This is a genomic window from Arthrobacter zhaoxinii (assembly GCF_024385505.1).
In the GTDB taxonomy this organism is placed as follows: Bacteria; Actinomycetota; Actinomycetes; order Actinomycetales; family Micrococcaceae; genus Arthrobacter_B; species Arthrobacter_B zhaoxinii.
Genome location: NZ_JANFLT010000001.1, coordinates 247,443 through 264,241, shown reverse-complemented (window position 1 = coordinate 264,241; position 16,799 = coordinate 247,443). Strand labels below are relative to the sequence as shown.

General features: G+C 67.5%; 10 protein-coding genes, 1 tRNA gene and 1 pseudogene. 7 read left to right on the top strand and 5 right to left on the bottom strand.

The window, feature by feature from the left end; genetic code table 11:
• Nucleotides 1-114: 114 nt before the first annotated feature.
• Nucleotides 115-1,515, bottom strand: a complete 1,401-nt coding sequence (locus tag NNX37_RS01160) for a phosphotransferase (RefSeq protein ID WP_255790252.1) — start codon at nt 1,513-1,515, stop codon at nt 115-117.
• Between the two features lie 142 nt (nt 1,516-1,657).
• Between NNX37_RS01160 and nudC the strand changes: the two genes are divergently transcribed.
• Entirely contained in the window at nt 1,658-2,620 is a 963-nt protein-coding gene (gene nudC / locus NNX37_RS01155) for an NAD(+) diphosphatase (RefSeq protein ID WP_255790251.1), read from the top strand.
• Nucleotides 2,617-4,743 (top strand): ATP-dependent DNA helicase UvrD2, encoded by a 2,127-nt coding sequence (locus tag NNX37_RS01150; protein ID WP_255790249.1) that lies wholly within the window; start codon nt 2,617-2,619, stop codon nt 4,741-4,743. The genes nudC and NNX37_RS01150 overlap by 4 nt, the downstream gene beginning before the upstream one ends.
• 13 nt (nt 4,744-4,756) lie before the next feature.
• On the opposite strand, the gene NNX37_RS01145 is transcribed toward NNX37_RS01150, so the two are convergent.
• The gene (locus NNX37_RS01145; RefSeq protein ID WP_255790247.1) at nt 4,757-5,845 is read right to left on the bottom strand and encodes a ThiF family adenylyltransferase; all 1,089 of its coding nucleotides are present in this window, start codon (nt 5,843-5,845) and stop codon (nt 4,757-4,759) included.
• 169 nt (nt 5,846-6,014) lie between these two features.
• Between NNX37_RS01145 and NNX37_RS01140 the strand changes: the two genes are divergently transcribed.
• Nucleotides 6,015-6,599 (top strand): M48 family metallopeptidase, encoded by a 585-nt coding sequence (locus NNX37_RS01140; RefSeq protein WP_255790246.1) that lies wholly within the window; start codon nt 6,015-6,017, stop codon nt 6,597-6,599.
• Between the two features lie 67 nt (nt 6,600-6,666).
• Here the strand turns inward: NNX37_RS01140 and NNX37_RS01135 are convergent, their stop codons facing one another.
• A complete protein-coding gene (locus NNX37_RS01135) occupies nt 6,667-8,175 on the bottom strand; it encodes a zinc-dependent metalloprotease (RefSeq protein WP_255790245.1) in 1,509 nt (502 codons plus the stop codon).
• A 276-nt stretch (nt 8,176-8,451) separates the two neighbouring features.
• Between NNX37_RS01135 and NNX37_RS01130 the strand changes: the two genes are divergently transcribed.
• The 4 genes and pseudogenes from NNX37_RS01130 (at nt 8,452) to NNX37_RS01115 (ending at nt 13,666) form a co-directional block, all read left to right on the top strand.
• Nucleotides 8,452-9,660 carry a YlbL family protein gene (locus NNX37_RS01130; RefSeq protein WP_255790244.1) on the top strand — a complete coding sequence of 403 codons (1,209 nt, stop codon included), beginning with the start codon at nt 8,452-8,454 and terminating at the stop codon, nt 9,658-9,660.
• A gap of 212 nt (nt 9,661-9,872) precedes the next feature.
• Nucleotides 9,873-12,875 (top strand): UPF0182 family membrane protein, encoded by a 3,003-nt coding sequence (locus NNX37_RS01125; protein WP_407079901.1) that lies wholly within the window; start codon nt 9,873-9,875, stop codon nt 12,873-12,875.
• Between the two features lie 90 nt (nt 12,876-12,965).
• Nucleotides 12,966-13,039 (top strand) — tRNA-Met (locus NNX37_RS01120).
• Nucleotides 13,040-13,121: 82 nt separating this feature from the next.
• Nucleotides 13,122-13,666, top strand: a pseudogene (locus NNX37_RS01115) (DUF6328 family protein).
• 91 nt (nt 13,667-13,757) lie between these two features.
• Here NNX37_RS01115 and NNX37_RS01110 read toward each other — a convergent pair.
• On the bottom strand, nt 13,758-14,492 hold the full coding sequence (locus NNX37_RS01110; RefSeq protein ID WP_255790243.1) for a PspA/IM30 family protein: 735 nt from the start codon (nt 14,490-14,492) through the stop codon (nt 13,758-13,760).
• A 102-nt stretch (nt 14,493-14,594) separates the two neighbouring features.
• Nucleotides 14,595-16,712: a TPM domain-containing protein gene (locus tag NNX37_RS01105; RefSeq protein WP_255790241.1), complete on the bottom strand. Its 2,118-nt coding sequence runs from the start codon at nt 16,710-16,712 to the stop codon at nt 14,595-14,597.
• Nucleotides 16,713-16,799: the final 87 nt, after the last annotated feature.

The window sequence follows — 16,799 nt, the reverse complement described above, 5'->3', positions numbered from 1 at the left end:
ACTGATGTAACTAACCTAGGGCAGGAACCGGAACATTGCAACAGTTTTAAAAGAAAAACGGTGCCCCGCCGGAATCGGCGGGGCACCGGAGTGCGGGCGTGCGGGCTGGCGGGGCTATTTCTCCGGAACCGGGGTCAGCGGGAGGGCCGTGGTTTCGGTGCCCGGCTTGTTGCCGTCACCGTCACTGTCGCGCGGAGCGGTGTCGCCGGAGGCACTGTCTTCGTTGGTGCCGGCGTCCGGTTTCCCGGCAGGGGCGTCCGCGGCGGGGGCTGCAGCTTCAGCCGGGCCGGGTTCCCCGGGCGTTCCTCCGTCAGGTGCGGCCATTCCCTGCGCAGTCCCGTCGGGTCCGCGGTTCTCCGTTGCCGTTGAGGTATCCGTGCCGTTTTCCGTGGCCGGCTCTGTTCCGGTATCGGCTACGCCGGCGTTGTCCGCGCCCGACACGGCAGGAGCCATGGCCGGGGCCATGGGGACGACGGTAACCTTGGCAGCCGCCGGCCGGGCTGCGGCTGCGGCTCGGGCTGCGGCTTCTGCCTGGGCACCGGCAGCAGCTTCGGCCCGGGCATCGGCAGCGCGGGCCTCGCTTTCCCGCCGGTCAGATGCTTCCTGCGCCCGTACATCCTCTTCGAGGGTGCCGAGCATCTCCACGGCTTCGTCCACCATGGTGGAGTTCTCGGCGGCGACGCCGCGCACCAGCCACTGGGCGAGGGCGAATTCCGCGGACAGGGCTGCACGGCGGATCAGATGCGGGTCTTCGGGATCCTTGCTCGCCGCCAGGTAGGCGCCGTGTACGGCCTCCGTGAAGCGGGGATCGTTGGCGGCGATCAGCCAGGCAAAATCATCCGCCGGGTCGCCGACCCGAAGATCGGTCCAGCCGGTCACCGCGCTGACCCGTTCGCCGGTGAGCAGGATGTTGTCTTCATGCAGGTCGCCGTGGACCACGGTGGGCTTGAAACGCCAGAGTGAGACGTCCTCCAGCGCGTGTTCCCAGCGCCGCAGCAGGACGGAGGGGATCTTTCCGGTGGTGGCTGCCTGATCCAGTTCATTCAAACGCCGCTGGCGGAACTCGTTCGCGCTGTAGCTGGGCAGGTCCGCGGAAGTGACCAGGTCGCGGGGGATGGCATGGATAGCGGCCATGGCGCGGCCGATCTCCGCTGCTACGGAACCTCCGGCCGTCATCAGGGAGTCGATGCTGCGGAGGGCGCCGGGGAGGTGCGAGTAGACAAACGTGCACAGATCACCCTGGCGGACGGTGCCCGCCACGTACGGCAGGGCAAACGGCAGCTCGGCCCGGACCGCAGGCACAAACGTGCGCAGGACCAGCAGCTCGGTCTCCAGGCGCATGCTGGCCTCGAGATGTTTGGGGGACCGGACGCGCCACCTGCGGCCGGCATCGTCAATCAGCAGTGCCGCGTCAAAATCCGCAGCGTCGTCCGGGGAACCGGCAACGCCGGTGGGGGTCAGCCCTGGGACGGCAGCGCTGGCCATTGCAGCCAATTCCATGGGGGTCCGTTTCACATGTTCAACCGTAGGGGCAGATGTGCTCCGGATAACCATTGCCGGGCGGCGAGTCGCCTAAACCGTGAGGAAAACCTCAGACCGGGTAGGGCGCAGGGGGCCAACTACAGTTTGGGGGGAGGTAGTCAGTACGGTAGGTGGTATGAGTATCCCGGCACCGGCAGCAGAAGTTTTTCCCCTGGGTTTGTTACCGCTTGCCCGGACGGCCGTGGACCGGGGGTCCGACCGCCGTGTCGCCCCGGATCTGTTCGACACCATCCGCGCCGACGGCGGGACCCGCGTGATGTACCTGGCCGGCGGCCGCGCCCTGGTCCGCGACGGCGCGCTGGTGCTCCTGGACCCGCCGGCGTCGGGCTTCGGTGATGTCCCCGTCTACCTCGGCCGGACCCTGGAGGATGCACAGGTGCCGCTGGGCACCGACGTCGTCCTGATGACGCTGCCCGAACCGGATCCCGCGCTCGCCGTCGACGGCGCCGCCTGGGTGAGCCTGCGCGAATCTGCCACGCATCTGGGCGCGCTGGATGCCGGACTGTTCGTCGAGGCAGCCGCAATAGCCAACTGGCACGCCGTGCATACCCACTGCCCGCGCTGCGGGGCGCAGACCGTTCCTGAACAGGGCGGCTGGGTCCGCCGCTGCCCCGAGGATGACAGCTCCCACTTCCCGCGCACCGACCCCGCCATCATCGTCGCCGTTGTTGACGAGGAGGACCGCATCCTGCTGGGCTCGGCCGCAGCCTGGGCCGGAAACCGGTATTCCACGCTCGCCGGCTTCGTGGAACCGGGGGAGTCGCTGGAGGCCGCGGTCATCCGCGAAGTGGCCGAAGAGTCCGGGGTGGTTGTCCACAGCCCGCAGTACCTCGGGTCGCAGCCGTGGCCGTTCCCGTGTTCACTGATGCTCGGTTTCACCGCCCGGGCTGTAAACGCCGAGGCACGGGCCGACGGCGTCGAAATGTCCGACGTCCGCTGGTTCAGCCGCGCGGAACTCACCGACGCCGTGTCCAGCGGCGAAATCACCATCGCAGGACCCATTTCCATCGCCCGGAACCTGATCGAGCGCTGGTACGGCGGGACCATTATTGAACCGGAGGCCAACGCCCGCCCATGAGCAGTGAATCACCCGAAGCACGAATCCTGGCAGGGCTGGACGACGAGCAGCGCGCAGTAGCCACCACCCTCACCGGCCCGCTCTGCGTCCTGGCCGGTGCCGGCACCGGTAAAACCCGTGCCATCACGCACCGGATGGCGTACGGCGTGGCCACCGGCGTCTACAAACCGCAGCAGGTGCTGGCGGTGACGTTCACGGCCCGGGCCGCAGCGGAAATGCGGACCCGGCTGCGGGACCTCGGCTCCGGCGGTGTGCAGGCGCGGACCTTCCACGCTGCGGCTCTGAAGCAGCTGCAGTACTTCTGGCCGCACACCGTGGGCGGAGCGATGCCCGGGCTGCTGGACCACAAGGCCCAGATCATCGCCGAAGCCGCGCGCCGACTCCGGCTGTCCACCGACCGCGCTGCCATCCGCGATGTCGCAGCGGAGATCGAGTGGGCGAAGGTCTCCATGCTCACCCCGGACAGCTACGTGAAGGCAGCCGGGGACCGGGAGCCGCCGGCGGGCTTTGACCTGACTGCTATTTCACGGATCTTCCAGTCCTACGAGGACGTCAAGGTGGACCGCAACATCATCGACTTCGAGGATGTCCTGCTCATCATGGTGGGAATCCTGCAGGAAGACGAGCGGGTGGCGGCCATGGTCCGGGACCAGTACCGGCACTTCGTCGTGGACGAGTACCAGGACGTTTCGCCGCTGCAGCAGCGGCTCCTGGACCTGTGGCTGGGGCCGCGGGACGAACTGTGCGTGGTGGGCGATTCCAGCCAGACCATCTACTCCTTTACGGGTGCCACGCCGCGGCACCTGCTCGACTTCACCAAACGGTTCCCGAACGCCGACGTCGTCAAACTGGTCCGCGACTACCGTTCCACCCCCCAGGTGGTCGGTTTGGCGAACCGGATCCTCGCCGCCCGCACGGCCGAAGGGGAGCGGAACCGGACGGCACCGGCCTGGCCCACTCCGCTGGAGCTGGTGGCCCAGCGGCCCGCCGGCCCGGAGCCGACGTTCACCGAATGCGCCGACGACGAGGCAGAGGCCGCGCACGTAGCCTCGTCCATCAAGGCACTGATCGAACAGGGAGTCCAGGCCAGTGAAATTGCTGTCCTCTTCCGCACCAACGGGCAGTCGCAGGCCTACGAACAGGCGCTGGCGTCGGCCGGCGTCGGCTATCAGCTGCGCGGCGGCGAACGGTTCTTCGCCCGCCGTGAGGTCCGCGACGCCGTGCTGCAGCTGCGCGCGGCGTCCCGGTCCGTGGGCAACGAACCTGTGCCGCAGCTGGTGCGGGACATCCTGGCTTCCCTGGGCTACACCCCCGAGGCGCCGGCCGGCGGCGGAGCCACCCGCGAGCGGTGGGAATCGCTGGCCGCCCTGGTGTCCCTGGCCGAAGAGCTGCAGGTCACCCGGACCCGCGACCCGGACAGCATCTTCACGATGCAGGACTTCGTGGCGGAACTTGAGGAACGTGCTGCAGCCCAGCACGCGCCCCGGGTCCAAGGGGTGACCCTCGCGTCCCTGCACTCCGCGAAAGGCCTCGAGTGGGATGCCGTCTTCCTGGTAGGGCTGAGCGAAGGCCTCATGCCGATCTCGTTTGCCGACACCCCTGAATCCGTCGATGAGGAACGGCGGCTGCTGTACGTCGGCATTACCCGTGCCCGCGAGCACCTGGCCCTGTCCTGGTCCACGGCCCGGACGCCGGGCGGGCGTGCCAACCGGAAACCGTCGCGGTTCCTGGACGGGCTGCGGCCCCGGACCGAGCGGGACGCCGGCCGTACCGCAGGACCGGCAAGGCAGACCCGGCGCAAGGTCACCGGTCCGGCAAAGTGCCGCAGCTGCGGTGCCCTGCTGACCACCGGGGCCGAACGCAAGGTCGGACGCTGCGGGGACTGCCCTGTGACGTACGAGGAGGCTACCTTCGACGCGTTGCGCGAATGGCGCCGTGCGACGGCCGCCGAGGCAGGCATTCCGGCTTTTGTGGTGTTTACCGATGCCACGCTGGTTGCCATTGCCGAAGACCGCCCGCCGTCCCTGAACCGGCTGGCCACCCTCCCCGGGGTGGGACCGTCCAAGCTGGAGCGCTACGGCGAAGCAGTCCTGAAGGTGCTTTCGGAGAGCACCGAGGCCTAGCCGGGCGGCTGCCCTAGGCCACCCGGGTGCCCCTGCGCTGCAGCCGGCAGCCGCAGGCCGGATGGTAGTCCAGCTTCCTCAGCTGCGGGTACCCGTCGGAGGTCCGCAGCCGCAGGACCGCGGAAAGCACCGCCGGCTGATTGATCCCGTCCAGAAACACCAGTGCTGCCATGGCTGCAGCCCCGGCGGCGAGCACCGACCCGGCAAGTTCCTCGCCCTCGGGACCGAACGGGTTTCCGGAGGGGGCGGGTACCTCCCGGCTGCCCTTCGTGAGGGCTCCGACGGCGGCGTACCACCCCGGATCGGTGTCTGCCCGGTGCCGGTCCAGGCATTCCAGGCACGGTGTGAGTCCCGGGACCACCAGCGGGCCGACGTCCCATCCGCCTTCCTGTGCGGTCAGTATCAGGCGCGGAACGCTGCCGTCACCTCCGGGAAGCTCCGGCGGCCGGTCCGGCGGAACCGCGCCCACCGCACGGACGGCGACGGCGAGGTCCACCGCGGCGGGGACCTGACGGCCACGGCCGGCGGACATGGTCAGCACCTGGACAGTGGGATCCACCCGGAACAGGTGGCGCTTCACGGCAGCTGCGCGGTTCATTCCGATGTCCGTCATGGCATAGGCGCTTCCGACATCCGCGGGGGACACCACCGCCGGATCCGACAGCAGCAGGGTTCCAATACCTGCGGAGGCAAGGGTCCGTGCCAGCAGGGCCCCTGCCCGTCCCAGTCCGTCCACGGAGACGGCTGCCGTGGCACGGCGCCGGATGGATTCCTCGCCGTTGACCCGGTAGGCGGACGAGAGACGCTGCGCGTCGGGGAGCAGCCGTTCCGAACGCAGGGAGGGGATGGGGTCCGCTGTTCCTTCCTGCGGTACCAGCAGCGGGCCAAGCACCTGCAGCAGCGAAGCTGCTCGGTCCGGAGGCAGGGACAGGCCCGCTGCCGCCTCCTGCTCCGTTCCGTCCGGAACACCCTGCCGCAGGACGGCCAGAAATGCGATGTCCTCGTCCTGGAGGTTGCGCAGCAGCAGGGACCCCGGACCGATCCCCAGCTGACGGGCCCCCGGCGAAACCTCGAGCACGTGAATTCCCGGATTGATCCGCATGGTCTGCTCCCGTGGTCTGGTTCTTCCTGCCCGGCTCCGGAGCGTATCCTCCGCACCGGCAGCGCTGCCCGCTCATCCGGGCTGGGAACCATGCTGGCACGCCAAACCCCGGCGGACGGCGTTATCCACAGGCAGCAGGGGTGTCAGCGGCGGCGGCTACGCTTGGAATATGCCTTCCCCGCACCAGACCGTTGACGCCTCCATCCCGGCCACCACCAGCAATGGAACACCCATTCAGGTGCGCCGGTCCGCCCGTCGGAAGCGGACCGTCAACGCTGTTTTCCGTGACGGGGTCGCCCTGATTTCCATCCCTGCACATTTCTCCGCCGCCCAGGAAGCCGAATGGGTGCGGAGGATGGTGGTGCGGCTGGAAGAGCGCGTGGCCGGTGCGTCGGATTCCGGGACCGGGGAAGATGACCTGATGCTGCGTGCCGCGGAACTGTCCCGGACCTATCTCTCCGGCCGGGCCCGTCCGGAGTCCGTCCGCTGGGTCAGCAACCAGAACTCGCGCTGGGGGTCGGCCACGCCGGGCAGGGGAACCATCCGGCTGTCAGACAAGCTGCAGGGCATGCCGCAGTGGGTGGTGGACTACGTGCTGCTGCATGAACTCGCCCACCTGCTCGTACCCTCGCACGGTCCGGCCTTCTGGCGTCTGCTGGAAGGTTATCCGCAGACAGAGACCGCCAAGGCATTCCTTTCCGGCGCCGCTTTCGCCAGCGCCCGCGGCCTGAAGGGGGAGATGGGGGAGGACTGAGCAGCCCTTTAACGCAGTTACTCCAGAGACTGCTGCCTCTGGAGTAACTGTGGTGGAGCGGTCAGCGTCAGCTGGCTCCGGGCCTGCCGTCCCCGCTGTTTCCGTTATCGGTGTCGCCTTCGCTGCCGGCCTGGTCGGCGCCGCCGTCGGTGGATCCTGCGTCCGGGGTCTCGGTTCCTGCGTCCGGGACCTCCGGGACCTCCGGGGCGTCCGGAGCAGACTCCTCCGTTCCCTCCGCAGGGGTATCGAATCCGCCCTCGAGCAGGCGCTTCAGGGCGGCATCAACGTCGGAGTCGGCAGCCTCCAGCAGCTCGCGCCGCCGGCCGAAGCCCTTCGGATCGTCCAGGTCCTCGGAAGTGGGCATCAGGTCCGGGTGCTCCCAGACGGCGTCGCGGCCTTCGATGCCGCGTTCCTCCGTCAGGTGCGCCCAGAGAGCGGCGGCATCGCGCAGCCGCCGCGGACGGAGCTCAAGCCCCACCAGGGAGGCGAAGGTGTGCTCTGCCGGGCCGCCGCTGGCACGGCGCCGGCGGATCATTTCGCGCAGGGCGCCTGCCGAGGGAAGGTTCGCCGTGGCTGCTGCGGTGACTTCGTCCACCCAGCCTTCCACCAGTGCCAGTGCGGTCTCGAGCCGTTCCAGGGCCGCGTCCTGCGCCGGCGTGCGCTGGGGCTGGAAAACGCCGCCGGAAAGGGCGGACTGGATGGATTCCGGATTGGACGGATCGATGTCCCGGGCGGCTTCCTCGATCTTGGACATATCGATGTGGATGCCGCGGGCATAGCTTTCAATGGTGCCGAAGAGATGCGATGCGAGCCACGGAGCCCGCGCGAAGAGGCGTGCATGCGCGGCTTCGCGTACGGCCAGGTACAGGCGGATCTCCGCCTCGGGCACGTCCAGGCCTTCGCCGAAGGCGGCAACGTTGGCGGGCAGCAGCGCCATGGTTCCGGCGGCCAGCGGCAGGCCGATATCGGTGGAGCTGACCACTTCCTTGGACAGTGCTCCCACCGCCTGGCCGAGCTGGATGCCGAACATCGCCCCGCCCATATTGGCGAGCATGGAGGATGCTCCGCCCATCATGGACTTCATTTCCTCGGGCATCTGCGCCGTGATGGCGTTGGACAGCGCCTCCGAAATACTCACGGCCACGGGCTCGGTCAGGCGGCGCCAGGAATCCATGGTGGCTTCCACCCATTCCGCCCGCGACCAGGCGCGGCCGAGGCTGGCGGTGGACGCAAAATCGGTGGCAGGGTCCAGCCAGAGCTCGGCCAGGTGCAGAGCCTCGTCAACCTCGCGGGCCTGGGCCGGGCTGGTGGAGGGGTCGCTGCCGGTTGCCGCGACCCGCCTGGCGTTGTCCTTGGCGAGCTGCCAGTTCACCGGACCGTCCGAGGATGAGCTGAACATGGCCTGGACCTGCTGGAAGATCATCGCCATCGCGTTGGGGTCCGAGGGCAGTCCGGCGGCCTTCGCCAGCTCGGAGGGATCCATGCCCCCTGCTCCGCCGGCGCCGAACAGGCGCGCGAGCATTTCGGACAGCGGATCCTGCGGGTCGTCGCCGCGGTCGGATGGATTGGAGCTCATGGGATAACCACCGGTCCTGTGGAAGAAAATAAAGCGGAAAGTTCGGCTTGCGGTGCCCGACACCGGCCGAGCATATTCCCACCACGTTACCGGCAGCGGCCAACCCCTGTCCCGCACAGCCTGTTTTCGTTCGCTGTAGGCAAAGCCTGCTCTGCACACCCGGGCATGGAGCCGGGCGTAGGCTTGCAGGGTTGGCAGCCCGACAGCGGGCACCGGCACGTTACCGCAGACGCACAGCACGAGCACAGCACACGAGCGCAGGAAAAGGTTGGTCAGTTGCGCCCCTCTCATGACGACAGCAGGACCGCGGCGCAGGGCGGGCCGGTCAGTCCCGCACCCGGGGAGTTCCCCGTCCCGGCCCCGCAGCCGGACGGCAGCTACTCCGTGTACCCCTATCAAGGCCTGGGCGCCGGACGCCCGGCACCGGCGAAACGCACCGCCCGCTCCCGCGCGATGATCGTCTCGGGAGCGCTCGCCGTCGTACTCGGTGCCGCCGCAGTGCTGCTGCCCGCCCAGTACGTGGTGGAGTCCCCGGGACCCACGTTCAATACGCTGGGCAGCGCCGGCGACTCGGAGATCATCGAGATCGAGGGGCGCCGGAGTTATCCCACGAAGGGTGAACTGGACCTGACCACCGTGTACGTTTCCGGCGGACCCAGCACCAATATCAGCATCTTCCAGGCCATGGGGGGTTGGGCGAACAACGACGACGTCGTGTACCCCACCGAATTCCTCTACGCGCCGGGAACCACCAGCGACGAGGTGGACGAGGAAAACGCCGCTGCCATGACGTCGTCGCAGGAATCCGCCGTCGCCGCTGCCCTGACGCAGCTGGACATTCCCTTTACGCAGGAACTCACCGTCGCCGCCGTGGTTGAAGGATCGCCGGCCGAAGGCGTCCTGCAGGCAGGAGACACCGTGACCGCGGTGGGTGACACCCCGGTTGACGGCATCGACAGCCTGCGCGCGGTACTGAACGACGGCGGCGGCTCGGCTGCGGAGATCACGGTGCGCCGGGACGGGAACGAAGTCACCGAATCCGTGACGCCGCGGCAGTCCGACTCGGGTGTTTATCAGCTCGGCATTGAGCTGGCGACGTCCTTCGAGTTCCCCTTCGAGATCAGCATCGGCGCGGGAATGGAGCAGGTGGGCGGACCGTCTGCCGGAATGATGTTCGCCCTGGGGATCGTGGACCGGCTCACCCCGGAACCGCTCACGGGCGGCAGGCACTTCGCCGGAACCGGGACCATCGACGCGGCCGGCAACGTCGGTCCCATCGGCGGAATCCGGCAGAAACTCATCGGGGCGTCCGACGCCGGCGCGGAGTATTTCCTCGCCCCCGCGGACAACTGCGGCGAAGTTGTCGGGCACATCCCCGACGGCCTCGAGGTGGTGAAGGTGTCCACCTTGGACGAGGCTGTCCAGGCGGTGGAAAAGCTCGCCGCCGGTGGAAGCGCGGCGGACCTGCCTCAGTGCACCCCCTAGTGGTGGATGGCCCGCCCTAGTTACGATCGGGACAAGGTTGTTTGCGGCACCGGATCGAAGTGGCAGCCACAGAGCAATCCAAGGCAGAATGACTTACGGACGGCTTCCCGGCCGTCCGGCGGGGACACAGGGCGGAAGACACGGCCCGAAGTCATTCCCGCCGGTGAACCCCGGGGAGGCCGCGAGCCGACGCACCGAACGATGAGGTAACTGTGACTTCCGGACCAAACGGCCCATTTTCCCGACCCGGCACGGCCACGGCCGTCGGCAGGCGACGACGGCGCAGCCCGCTGATCGCGACGCTGATCGTTGTTGCCGTACTGGTCATTGGCTTTGTGTATTTCTCCCAGGTCTACGCAAACGTCCTTTGGTACAACCAGCTGGGTTATCTGGAAGTCTTCGTCAAGGAGAACCTGACCCGGATCTCCATGTTCCTGGCGGCGTTCCTCGTGATGGCCGCCGGCGTGTTCGCCAGCATCCGGGTGGCTTACACCTCGCGGCCGATCTATGCGCCGGACAGTGCGCTGCAGGACAATCTGAACCGCTATCAGGCCCAGCTGGAGCCGGTCCGCAAACTGCTGATGATCGGCATCCCGGTGTTGGTCGGCGGCTTCGCCGGCACGGCTGCCATGTCCATGTGGCAGCAGGCCCTGCTCTTCTTCAACCGGCGCGACTTCGGCCAGACCGATCCGCAGTTCAACATGGACTTCAGCTTCTACCTGAACACCCTGCCGTTTATCGGGTTCCTCGTAGGTTTCCTGATCAGCGTCGTCGTTATTGCCGGAATTGCCGGCCTGCTGACCCACTACCTTTACGGCGGCATCCGGCTGGAGGAGAAGGGCGTGTTCGTGAGCCGCCCGGCCCGCCTGCACCTGGCCATCATCGCCGCAGCCTTCCTCATCCTGCAGGGCATCAACTTCTGGCTTGACCGTTACGACACCCTGCTGAGCACCTCCGGAACCTGGACCGGCGCCCTTTACACCGACGTGGAAGCCGTCATCCCGACGAAGGCGATCCTGGCCGTCGCCTCCGTGATCGTTGCCGTCCTGTTCATCCTTTCCGCCGTGATCGGCCGCTGGCGCCTGCCCATCATCGGCACCGCGATGCTGATCATTACGGCCATCGTGGCCGGCGGCGTCTACCCCTGGATTGTCCAGCGCTACCAGGTGCAGCCCTCGGAACTGAGCCTTGAACGCGAGTACATCCAGCGCAACATCGATCTCACGCGGGAGGCCTACGGGCTGGAGGACACCGAAGTCATCCCGTACGACGCCACGGTGAACGCCAACGCCGGAGCCCTGGAGCAGGACGCAGGCACCACCGCCAACATCCGCCTCCTGGACCCTAATGTCGTTTCCGACGCGTTCGGCCAGCTGCAGCAGTTCCGCCAGTACTACCAGTTCCCCCAGACCCTGAACGTGGACCGGTACGAGATCGACGGCGAGGTACAGGACACGGTCATCGCCGTCCGCGAACTGAACGTCGGCGGCGTGCCCACCGGCTGGGTCAATGAACACATCCTCTACACGCACGGCTACGGCGTGGTGGCGGCACGCGGCTCGACCGTCGGACCGGACGGCAAGCCGAGCTTCATGGAATCGGGAATCCCCTCCACCGGCGTCCTCACCGACGGCGGCGCATACGAACCGCGGATCTACTTCGGCGAGAACTCCCCGGCGTACTCAGTGGTCGGCGCCCCCGAGGGCACCGCTCCGGTGGAAATCGACCGTCCGCAGACGGGCAACTCGGAAGAGGAGTCCCAGACCACCTTCAACGGTGACGGCGGCCCCAGTGTCGGGAACTTCTTCAACCAGCTGGTCTACGCCATCAAGTTCCAGTCCACCGAGATGCTCCTGGCGGATACGATCAACGAGGAATCACAGATCCTGTATGACCGTGATCCCCGCGAACGCGTGGAAAAGGTTGCACCGTACCTGACCGTTGATTCCAATGCCTACCCGGCGGTCATCGACGGCCGGGTGAAGTGGATCGTGGACGGATACACCACAAGCAAGTACTTCCCGTACTCCACCCAGCAGGAGCTGCAGGACGCCACGACCGACTCACTGACTCCCGGTGCCGCGGCCCTGCCGCAGGAACAGGTGAATTACATCCGCAATGCGGTGAAGGCCACTGTTGACGCCTACGACGGCTCGGTCGAACTGTACGCCTGGGATGATGAGGATCCGCTGCTGAAGTCCTGGCAGAGTGTCTTCCCCTCCACCCTGAAAAAGTACAGCGACATGTCCGCGGACCTGATGGCCCACGTCCGTTACCCGGAGGACCAGTTCAAGGTGCAGCGCGAGCTGCTCGGCAAGTACCACGTCACCGACCCGGATTCCTTCTACCAGAACGACGATGCCTGGAGTGTTCCGGCCGATCCCACGGGCGGCAACGGCAACATCAAGCAGCCGCCGTACTACCTGTCGCTGCAGATGCCCGGCCAGGATGAAGCAACCTTCTCCCTGACGACGCCGTTTATTCCCTTCGTGAATGAAGGCGGGGACCCCCGCAACGTCCTTTACGGCTTCCTCTCGGCGGAAGCGGACGCAGGTACGGGTGAACCGGGGGTCAAGAGTGAGGACTACGGCAAGCTGCGGCTCCTGTCCCTGCCCACGGATACCGCTGTGCCCGGCCCGGGCCAGGCACAGAACACGTTCAACTCCGACCCCACCGTGTCCAACGCCCTGAACCTGCTGCGCCAGGGCGCCTCGGAAGTCATCAACGGCAACCTGCTGACCCTGCCGGTCGGCGACGGCATCCTGTACGTCCAGCCGGTCTACGTGCAGTCCTCCGGTGAAGCGTCGTACCCGACGCTGCAGCGCGTGCTGGTGAACTTCGGAGAGAAGGTCGGCTTCGCTCCGACCCTGGATGAAGCGCTGAACCAGATCTTCGGCGGCGACTCCGGTGCGGCCACCGGCGACGCCGGCAACGTCGGAGCCACACCGCCGGCTCCGGAAGACGGGGCCGACGTCACGGCCCAGTCCGAACTGGCAACGGCACTTTCCGACGCCGGACAGGCCATCCAGGACGGCCAGGCAGCCCTCGGCCGCGGCGACTTCGCGGCGTACGGCGAGACGCAGGCCCGGCTCCAGGACGCCATCGCCCGCGCAACCGCAGCGCAGGAGCGGATGGAGGGCGACACCGGCGGGGACGACGCCGAAGCACCGGCCGACGACGCCACCGCACCGGCGGAGGACGGCGAAGGCAGCTAACCGGCCGCGGCGGAGCACCCCCGTGCTCCGCCGCCGGCCGGCAGCCGGTTTGCACCCCTGACCTGCGGCGGGTAGAGTTAGATATTGCGCCGCGGGGTGGAGCAGTTCGGTAGCTCGCTGGGCTCATAACCCAGAGGTCGCAAGTTCAAATCTTGCCCCCGCAACAAAAGGAAGTCCCCCGAGGATCCGCAAGGAACCTCGGGGGACTTCTGTTTTGCCCGCCGGAGGACAAACTAGACTCCCCGTATGGGCGATACCCCGGCGGAACGGGACCCGGACCGCGGCGAGACCCCGCTGCAGAAACAGGACCGGAACTGGACGGACCTGCTGCAGGAACTGCGGGTGCTTCAGACCGGCATCCAGATCCTGACCGGTTTCCTCCTGACGCTGCCGTTCCAGCAGCGTTCACGGCGCTGAATCCGGCCCAGGTGGGCATTTACCTGTCCCTGGTAGTGCTGTCGGTCCTTGTCACTGCACTGCTGCTGTCCACGGTGGTGATGCACCGCACCTTCTTTCAGCGGCGGATCAAACGGGACCTGGTGGACAGCGCGGACCTGCTGCTGCAGGTCACGCTGGTCCTGGTTGGGCTGATACTGGTCGGCACCATCGGCCTGGTGTTCGACCTGGTGCTCTCCGGTGCCGCGGGCGCCGTTGCCGCAGTGTCGGTCGCGGTGCTGGTGGCGCTGCTCTGGCTGCTGCTTCCCCTCCTCCTGCGGCGGCGTGCGCTGCGGCGCCGCGCCTGGCAGTCCCGGCACCGGCGGCACCGGGGCGGACAGCCAACGGACGGATAGCCGAAGCACCGGCAGCCGGGGGACAGGCAGACGAAGGGCGGGCACCGGCAGCGGTGCCCGCCCTTCGGCAGTACTGGTTGCAGCGGAGCGCTTAATCCTCGATGGCGGACTTCGTGCCCGAAGACTTCAGGGCCGCCAGGCGGGCTTCCACCTCGGTCTGCTCGCCGAGATCCTCGAGCGACTCGAACTGTGCGTCCAGGGAAGAGGACGCGAGCTCGTTGGCGCCGCGGACGCGTGCTTCTTCGCGGCGGATCTTCTCTTCAAAGCGGCCGACCTCGGACGTGGAGTCCATCACGTCGATGCTCTTCATGGCGTCGTGCATCTGCGTCTGGGCCGAGGCGTTGCGGGCGCGCGCAATCAGTTCATCGCGCTTGCTTTGGAGCTGGTCCAGCTTGCCCTTCATCTGGTTCAGCCCGGTCTTGAGGCGCTCGACGATTTCTTCCTGGGAAGCGATGGTCGGCTGGGCGCCCTTGGCTTCGTTTTCGGAGGCAATCTGCCGCTGGAGGGCTACCTTGGCAAGGTTGTCGAATTTCTCGGCATCCGCTGTGTTGCCGGCGGCGCGGAACTCGTCGGCCTTGCGGGACGCAGCCAGGGCCTTGTTGCCCCAGTTCTGGGCATTCTGGATGTCCTCGTTGTAGTCGTCCTGGAGCATCCGCAGGTTGCCGATGGTCTGCGCTACGGCGCTCTCGGCTTCGGCGATGTTGTTGCTGTAATCGCGCACCATCTGGTCGAGCATCTTCTGCGGGTCCTCGGCCTGGTCGAGGATGGCATTGATGTTGGCCTTGGCCAATTGGGTGATACGTCCGAAAATCGACTGCTTAACCACGGTGTCTGCCTTTCAATCTGCTGTGTTCGGAAAAATCCCGTCTCCGCCATGGGACGTTACGGGTACATCTTGGTGTACTTTCGCGTGTTTGGCTCGTACCGTCTAGAAGTTTCCGCCGGACGAGCCGAAGCCGCCGCCCCCGCCGAAGCCGCCGCCCCCGCCGCCCCCGCCGAACCCTCCGCCTCCGCCGAACCCGCCGAACCCGCCGCCGCCCCATCCGCCGCCGTGTGAGCCGCCGCGCAGGATGGAATCAATGAGGATACCGCCCAGGAGGGCACCTCCCAGCCCGTTGCCGCCGCCTCCGCCGCCGAACCCGCCGCCAAAGCCGCCGCCGCCGAAACCGTCAACGTCCTGCTGCGCCATTTCCGCAGCCTGGGCGGCCAGGGCATTGGCCTGCTGGGCATAGGCCAGGGCACTCACCGGATCGCCGGCCTGCATGGCCACGGCCTGCTGCAGGTTCCGTTCCGCCTCGGCCAGGCGCGTGCGTGCCTCGCTGCCCACGCCGCCGCGGCGTGCGCGGATGTAGTCGGAGGTACCGGAGATCTGGGCCTGCGCGGCCATGATGGTGTGCTGCAGGGAATCGCGTGCCCTCCGCTCCTGTTCCTGGCGGTCACGGATCCCTTCCAGTGCTGCATCCAGCTGGCTGTTGGCTGCCTCCAGCCGACGCAGCAGATCCACCGGGTCAATCGGCCCGGCCTGCGTCGCCTGGTGAACTGCGTCAAGGGCGGCACGGACTCCTGCCGCCGGGCCGGCGAGGCCCGGGGTGGTTCCCCCCGCTGCGATGGCGCCGGCCTGGGCCAGGTCCTGGTTGGCATCCGCTACGGCGCGCTGGAGCTCCTGCCGGGCACTGTCGAGTTCCTGGCTGCGCTTGTCGATGGCATCCAGCAGCACGTCCGCCTGATGGACGGCTTCTTCGGCCGCGCGGACGGAAACCACCGCCGAGGACGTGTCACCTTCGGACAGCTTCTCGTTCGCTGTTGCGGCCGCATTGGTCACGAACGCCAGGCGCTCATGGGCCTGGTCGATGTTGTCACTGACCTGGCTGACAGCCGAGGCGGCATAACGGGAGCGGAGCGAATCGAGTGTTGCCGCCGAGGTGCTCAGGCGTGAGGAGGTCTGATCCGCAGCTGCCCGTGCCGCCGCCAGTGCGGCAGGGGCATTCTTCTCCAGTTCCCGGAGGGAATCGAACTCCTCCTTGTGCGCCTGCAGGGAATCGTTCACCGCCTCGCACCGGCGGATGATTTCCTTCAGCCAGGCGCGCTGCTGCTGTTCAGTGTCCGGAATGTGGTCATCGAGCTGCTGCTGCAGCTTGAAGGACTCGCCCATGTGGGCGCGTGCCGCGGCCAGGTCCGCGGAGAAGGTGGTGACGGCGTTCTCGCCGTAGGCGGCCATCGCAAAACCGAGCTCCTGCTCGCTGGACTTGATGGCATCGTCGGCAGCGACGAGCAGGCTTCCGGCACGCTTGCGCAGGTCGGGAACGCTCATGGTGTCCAGCGGATCCACCGGTGCAGCCGGTCCCTGCTGCTGAACGGGAGCGGCAGCGACGGACTTGCGGCGGCGGCTGCGGATCAGCAGGGCTGTTCCCAGTCCGCCGGCAACCACAACGCCGCCGACCAGCAGGGGCGCAATGTCCGCTCCGCCGGATTCTTCCGCGGCGGCAACTTCTCCGTTTCCGCCGCGGGCAATGTCTTCCAGCGACTCAGCGGCGTTCACCGCGCTGTTGGCCCACTGTGCGGACGAAATGTCGGAGGACCCCAGCAGGGGATCGGTGGCCGCGGCGAGGATGGCATTGCGGCGTGCCTGGTTCAGGACGCTCTGGTCCCCGGTGGAAACCTGGATTTTACGGTCCTCGGTGGCAATGCTCAGGAGGGCTTCCTTGGCGCCCATCCCTTTGCCGCGGACCACCTGCTCCGACCAGGCGGCCGGGTCCGAGGGGCTGGTGAAGGAATCCACGTAGACGACGTAGAGGGTGTACCCGGTGTTCCGCTGCACCTCGGAAATGGCCGCATCCACCTCGGAAGCATCGCCGCCCAGCACGTTGGCCGGGTCCACTACGTATTCGCCGGGCGGTATCCGCACGGGGGACTCAACCGGAACCTGGACCACCGATCCGACTGCGGACCGGGAGGGGTCCACGGGCCCGGCGAAGGCAGCGGCCGGGACCAGGACCGTCACTGCACTCAGGCCTAGTACGGCCCCCAACCTGTTCCGTGACCGCATAAAATATCCTTTGGTTGTCCTGCTCGGTTCCAGGGGCCGTAGGGGGCAGCACATGCGGCCACGGACCTTGGTACCGATTCTAGGGGC